A 5,538-nucleotide genomic window follows, 5' to 3' on the forward strand; every position below is an offset into this window, starting at 1 on the left:
AGGAGTTGGTGATGAAAGTTCGTGCATCGGTGAAAAAGCTGTGCCGTAACTGCAAGATTATTCGCCGCGAAGGTGTTGTTCGAGTAATTTGCAGCGCGGAACCGCGTCACAAACAGCGCCAAGGCTGAGTGTGATTGTGCTTCAAGCCCGGTAGCTAGTGCGCTACCGGGTTGATTATTTGTTATTACAGCGATATTATCTCGCGCCCTATTTCTTGGCTTCCGGGGCGTAGGTAGCTGTCAATTGGAGTCCCACTGAATGGCCCGTATTGCAGGCGTTAACATTCCAGATAACAAGCATACTGTTATCTCGCTGACCTACATCTATGGTGTTGGTCGCACTACTGCACAGAAAATTTGTGCAGAGACTGGGGTAAACCCAGCAGCAAAGATCAAAGATCTGAGCGACGAGCAAATTGAACAGCTGCGTGGCGAAGTGGCGAAGTTCACCACTGAAGGTGACCTGCGTCGCGAAATCAACATGAAAATCAAGCGCTTGATGGACCTCGGTTGCTATCGCGGTCTGCGTCATCGTCGCGGTCTTCCAGTGCGCGGTCAGCGTACCAAGACCAACGCGCGTACCCGTAAAGGTCCGCGTAAGCCGATCCGCAAGTAATCGCCCCAGCGAATCGACAGGAATTTAATCATGGCAAAACCTGCTGCTCGTCCTCGTAAAAAAGTTAAAAAGACAGTGGTTGATGGCATCGCCCACATCCATGCATCTTTTAACAACACCATCGTGACCATCACCGACCGTCAAGGTAACGCTCTTTCCTGGGCTACCTCCGGTGGTTCGGGTTTCCGCGGTTCCCGCAAGTCCACCCCGTTTGCTGCTCAAGTAGCTGCTGAACGTGCTGGTCAAGCTGCGCTGGAATACGGCCTGAAAAACCTCGACGTCAACGTCAAAGGTCCAGGTCCAGGTCGTGAATCCGCAGTCCGCGCTTTGAACGGCTGTGGCTACAAGATCGCCAGCATCACCGACGTGACGCCAATCCCGCACAACGGGTGCCGTCCGCCGAAGAAGCGCCGCGTGTAATCCAGGAGATTGTAAAGAATGGCTCGTTACATTGGTCCAAAATGCAAACTCGCTCGTCGCGAAGGCACCGATCTCTTCCTGAAGAGCGGCGTGCGCGCGATCGAATCGAAGTGCAACATTGAAGCAGCACCTGGTATCCAYGGCCAACGCCGCGGTCGCCAGTCCGACTACGGCACCCAACTGCGTGAAAAGCAGAAGGTCCGTCGTATCTACGGCGTTCTCGAGCGTCAATTCAGCGGCTACTACAAAGAAGCTGCTGGCAAGAAAGGTGCAACCGGTGAAAACCTGCTGCAACTGCTCGAATGCCGTCTGGACAACGTTGTATACCGTATGGGCTTTGGTTCGACTCGTGCCGAATCCCGTCAGCTGGTATCGCACAAGTCGATCAGCGTAAACGGTCAGACCGTTAACGTTCCGTCCTACCAGGTTCGTGCTGGTGACGTGGTCGCTGTTCGCGAGAAAGCAAAAAATCAACTTCGCATTGTCCAAGCTCTCGATCTGTGTGCCCAACGTGGCCGCGTAGAATGGGTAGAAGTAGACACTGAGAAGAAGTCGGGCGTTTTCAAGAACGTTCCTGCTCGCAGTGATCTGTCCGCCGACATCAACGAAAGCCTGATTGTCGAGCTCTACTCCAAGTAAGGGCTAGAAAATAGGTGCATCCATGCAGATTTCGGTAAATGAGTTCCTGACACCCCGCCACATTGATGTGCAGGTTGTCAGTCCAACCCGCGCCAAGATCACTCTCGAGCCTCTCGAGCGTGGCTTTGGCCATACCCTGGGCAACGCGCTGCGCCGCATCCTGTTGTCCTCAATGCCCGGCTGTGCAGTAGTCGAGGCCGAGATTGACGGTGTGCTCCACGAGTACAGCGCCATCGAAGGTGTACAGGAAGACGTCATTGAAATCCTGTTGAACCTTAAAGGTCTGGCTATCAAGCTGCACGGTCGTGACGAAGTTACGCTGACCTTGTCGAAGAAGGGTTCGGGGGTGGTTACCGCTGCCGATATTCAGCTGGATCATGATGTCGAGATCGTTAATCCCGATCACGTAATCGCTAACCTGGCGTCTAACGGCGCCCTGAACATGAAGCTCGTAGTAGCTCGTGGTCGTGGTTATGAACCGGCAGACTCGCGTCAGAGCGATGAAGACGAAAGCCGCAGCATCGGTCGCTTGCAGCTTGACTCTTCGTTCAGCCCGGTTCGCCGTATCGCATACGTGGTGGAAAACGCCCGTGTCGAGCAGCGTACTAACCTGGACAAGCTGGTTATTGATCTGGAAACCAACGGTACTCTGGATCCTGAAGAGGCAATTCGCCGCGCTGCAACCATCCTGCAACAGCAGTTGGCTGCGTTCGTCGACCTCAAGGGTGACAGTGAGCCAGTGGTTGTCGAGCAGGAAGACGAGATCGATCCGATCCTGCTTCGCCCGGTTGACGATCTGGAACTGACTGTACGTTCGGCTAACTGCCTTAAGGCGGAAAACATCTACTACATCGGCGACCTGATTCAGCGTACCGAAGTAGAGCTGTTGAAGACTCCGAACCTGGGCAAGAAATCCTTGACTGAAATCAAGGACGTTCTGGCCTCCCGCGGTCTGTCCCTCGGCATGCGCCTCGACAACTGGCCGCCTGCAAGTCTTAAGAAGGACGACAAGGCGACTGCCTGATCGTCGTAATCACCGAACGTAGTGTTTGGTAAGGAATGAACCATGCGTCATCGTAAAAGTGGTCGTCACCTGAGCCGCACCAGCTCGCACCGCAAGGCCATGTTCCAAAACATGGCGGTGTCGCTGTTCGAGCACGAGCTGATCAAAACTACTCTGCCAAAAGCCAAAGAACTGCGCCGCGTTGCCGAGCCGCTGATCACTTTGGCCAAGATAGATAGCGTTGCTAACCGCCGCCTGGCTTTCGACCGTACTCGTTCGAAAGCTATCGTTGGTAAGCTCTTCAACGACCTGGGCAAGCGTTACGCTACCCGTGAGGGTGGCTACCTGCGCATCCTCAAGTGCGGTTTCCGCGCTGGCGACAACGCGCCTATGGCGTACGTCGAGTTGGTTGATCGTGCTACTGCTGGCGAAGCTGTATCTGCCGAGTAAGACGTCAGTCTGAAACAAGGAACCGGGCCTAGTGCCCGGTTTTTTGTGTCTGTAAGAAACGCGCCGTTTGTACAAGCGTCTCCTTCGTCTGCATCGTCATTATGTGATGGGGATGATCATTAGTTTTTCTCTATCGATGTCTGCAAATTAATGAATTTGTAGCTGTCATATTGATGACCAATACTCCCTCTCAGCCGATAGCCGGCAGTTCAAGACCGACAGAGGAAGGAAGATCGCATGAGCCAAAACAAAACGCTTACCACCGCCAGTGGCGCTCCTGTTGCCGATAACCAGAATTCCCGTTCCGCCGGCCCTCGTGGCCCGTTGCTGCTCGACGACTTTCACCTGATCGAGAAGCTTGCCCACTTCAACCGTGAAAACATCCCTGAGCGCCGTGTGCACGCCAAAGGCTCGGGGGCCTACGGTACGTTCACCGTCACGCGCGATATCACTCAATACACCAGCGCGAAGCTGTTTGAGGCGGTCGGCAAGCAAACCCCCACTTTCCTGCGGTTTTCCACCGTGGGCGGTGAGCGTGGTTCGGCCGATACCGAGCGTGATCCGCGCGGCTTTGCCTTGAAGTTTTACACCGAGGAAGGCAACTGGGACATCGTTGGCAACAACACCCCCGTGTTTTTCATTCGCGATCCACTGAAGTTTCCGGACTTTATCCACACCCAGAAGCGTTTACCGCAAAGCAACCTGAAGAGTGCCCAGATGATGTGGGATTTCTGGTCGCATTCGCCCGAGGCGCTGCATCAGGTCACCATCCTGTTCTCCGACCGGGGTATCCCTGACGGATACCGCCACATGCACGGCTTCGGCAGCCACACTTACAGCCTTATCAACGCTCAAGGTGAGCGTCACTGGGTGAAGTGGCACTACAAGACCCAACAAGGGATCAAGAACCTCGCTCCTGCCGAGGCGGCGCGCCTGGCGGGTACCGATCCGGATTACGCCCAGCGCGACTTGTTCAATGCCATCGAGCAGGGTGATTTCCCGAAATGGCGCGTGTGCATTCAGATCATGAGCGAGGCTCAGGCGGCGACGCACTACGAGAACCCGTTTGATGTCACCAAAACCTGGTCGCAGAAAGAGTTTCCACTGATTGAAGTCGGAGTGCTGGAGCTCAATCGCAACCCGCAGAACTACTTCGCGGAAGTCGAGCAAGCGGCGTTCGGTCCCAGCAATATGGTGCCGGGAGTTGGTCTGTCGCCGGATCGTATGCTGCAAGGTCGGGTCTTCGCCTACGCGGACGCTCATCGCTACCGTGTCGGCACCAATCACCAGCAGTTGCCCGTCAACGCTGCGCGCAGTCCGGTCAACACTTACCAGCGCGATGGTTCGATGGCTTTTGGCGGCAATGGCGGTGCAGCGCCGAACTACGAGCCGAACAGCTACGTCGAGTCGCCGAAGCAGGCGCCTCGTTACGCAGAGCCAGCGTTGGCCCTCAGTGGTGCCGCCGATCGTTACGACCACCGTGAAGACACGGATTACTACAGTCATGCCGGTGCGTTGTTCCGCTTGATGACTGAAGAGCAGAAATCGCTGCTGGTCAGCAACATTGCCGGTGCGATGGCGGGTGTGTCGAGTGATGTGGTTGATCGCCAGCTGCAACATTTCTACAAGGCTGACCCGGCGTATGGAGAAGCAATCGCAAAGCTACTCAACGTACAGCTTAACGAAGTCTAAATGAGAAGCAGAACCGCCCTTGTTTGGGCGGTTTTTTGCGTTATTTCAGCCGCTTTTCTCAGAATATCTTCGCTTTTATTGCGTCTTGCGAGTGACGATAAGGGCATGTTGGTTCAAACTACAACTTTCAGGCAGGGAGATGTAGGGCGATGCAAGGCCACCCAGATGTGATCGATTACCTCAACACGTTGCTGACCGGCGAACTGGCCGCGCGTGATCAATATTTCGTCCACTCGCGGATGTATGAGGACTGGGGTTTCGCCAAGCTCTACGAACGAATCAACCACGAAATGGAAGAGGAAGCAGGGCACGCCGATGCCCTGATGCGCCGGATTCTGATGCTCGAAGGCACGCCGCGCATGCGTCCGGACGATCTCGATGTCGGCACCACGGTGACAGAGATGCTCGAAGCGGATTTGCGCCTGGAGTACAAGGTGCGGGCTGCGCTGTGCAAGGGCATCACGCTCTGCGAGCAGCACAAGGACTATGTCAGCCGCGAAATGCTGCGGGTTCAATTGCATGACACAGAAGAAGATCACACCTACTGGCTCGAGAAGCAGTTGGGTCTGATCAAGTTGATCGGGCTTGAGAACTACCTGCAATCCCACGCCTGATTCAGCGGATACAAAAAAGCCCCTGTCACTGATGAAGTGACAGGGGCTTTTTCGTGGGGCCAGGTTAAGCCCGATCACGCTCCAGCAGCGGTTTGAGGTAGTAAC

The 5,538-nt window shown here is 55.1% G+C and carries 8 protein-coding genes; all 8 read left to right on the top strand.

What is annotated here, in order from left to right:
- Positions 1 to 11 precede the first annotated feature (11 nt).
- The 8 genes from rpmJ to bfr all read left to right on the top strand — a co-directional run bounded on the left by rpmJ (position 12) and on the right by bfr (position 5,433).
- The gene (gene rpmJ / locus AC1DU9_RS29250) at positions 12 to 128 is read left to right on the top strand and encodes a 50S ribosomal protein L36 (protein ID WP_002555468.1); all 117 of its coding nucleotides are present in this window, start codon (positions 12 to 14) and stop codon (positions 126 to 128) included.
- Positions 129 to 258: 130 nt separating this feature from the next.
- Positions 259 to 615 (top strand): 30S ribosomal protein S13, encoded by a 357-nt coding sequence (rpsM, locus tag AC1DU9_RS29255; RefSeq protein WP_009045849.1) that lies wholly within the window; start codon positions 259 to 261, stop codon positions 613 to 615.
- 30 nt (positions 616 to 645) lie between these two features.
- Complete coding sequence (rpsK, locus tag AC1DU9_RS29260; RefSeq protein ID WP_002555466.1) at positions 646 to 1,035, top strand: 30S ribosomal protein S11; 390 nt, start codon at positions 646 to 648, stop codon at positions 1,033 to 1,035.
- Between the two features lie 18 nt (positions 1,036 to 1,053).
- Complete coding sequence (gene rpsD, locus AC1DU9_RS29265; RefSeq protein WP_003176404.1) at positions 1,054 to 1,674, top strand: 30S ribosomal protein S4; 621 nt, start codon at positions 1,054 to 1,056, stop codon at positions 1,672 to 1,674.
- Between the two features lie 22 nt (positions 1,675 to 1,696).
- Positions 1,697 to 2,698: a DNA-directed RNA polymerase subunit alpha gene (locus AC1DU9_RS29270; RefSeq protein ID WP_007970428.1), complete on the top strand. Its 1,002-nt coding sequence runs from the start codon at positions 1,697 to 1,699 to the stop codon at positions 2,696 to 2,698.
- Positions 2,699 to 2,740: 42 nt separating this feature from the next.
- Positions 2,741 to 3,127: a 50S ribosomal protein L17 gene (gene rplQ, locus AC1DU9_RS29275; protein WP_046041617.1), complete on the top strand. Its 387-nt coding sequence runs from the start codon at positions 2,741 to 2,743 to the stop codon at positions 3,125 to 3,127.
- 237 nt (positions 3,128 to 3,364) lie between these two features.
- Positions 3,365 to 4,819, top strand: coding sequence for a catalase (locus tag AC1DU9_RS29280; protein WP_223461665.1), 1,455 nt, complete (start codon positions 3,365 to 3,367; stop codon positions 4,817 to 4,819).
- A gap of 149 nt (positions 4,820 to 4,968) precedes the next feature.
- Entirely contained in the window at positions 4,969 to 5,433 is a 465-nt protein-coding gene (gene bfr / locus AC1DU9_RS29285) for a bacterioferritin (RefSeq protein ID WP_223461667.1), read from the top strand.
- Positions 5,434 to 5,538: the final 105 nt, after the last annotated feature.

Source organism: Pseudomonas sp. P4_C1, assembly GCF_056402155.1.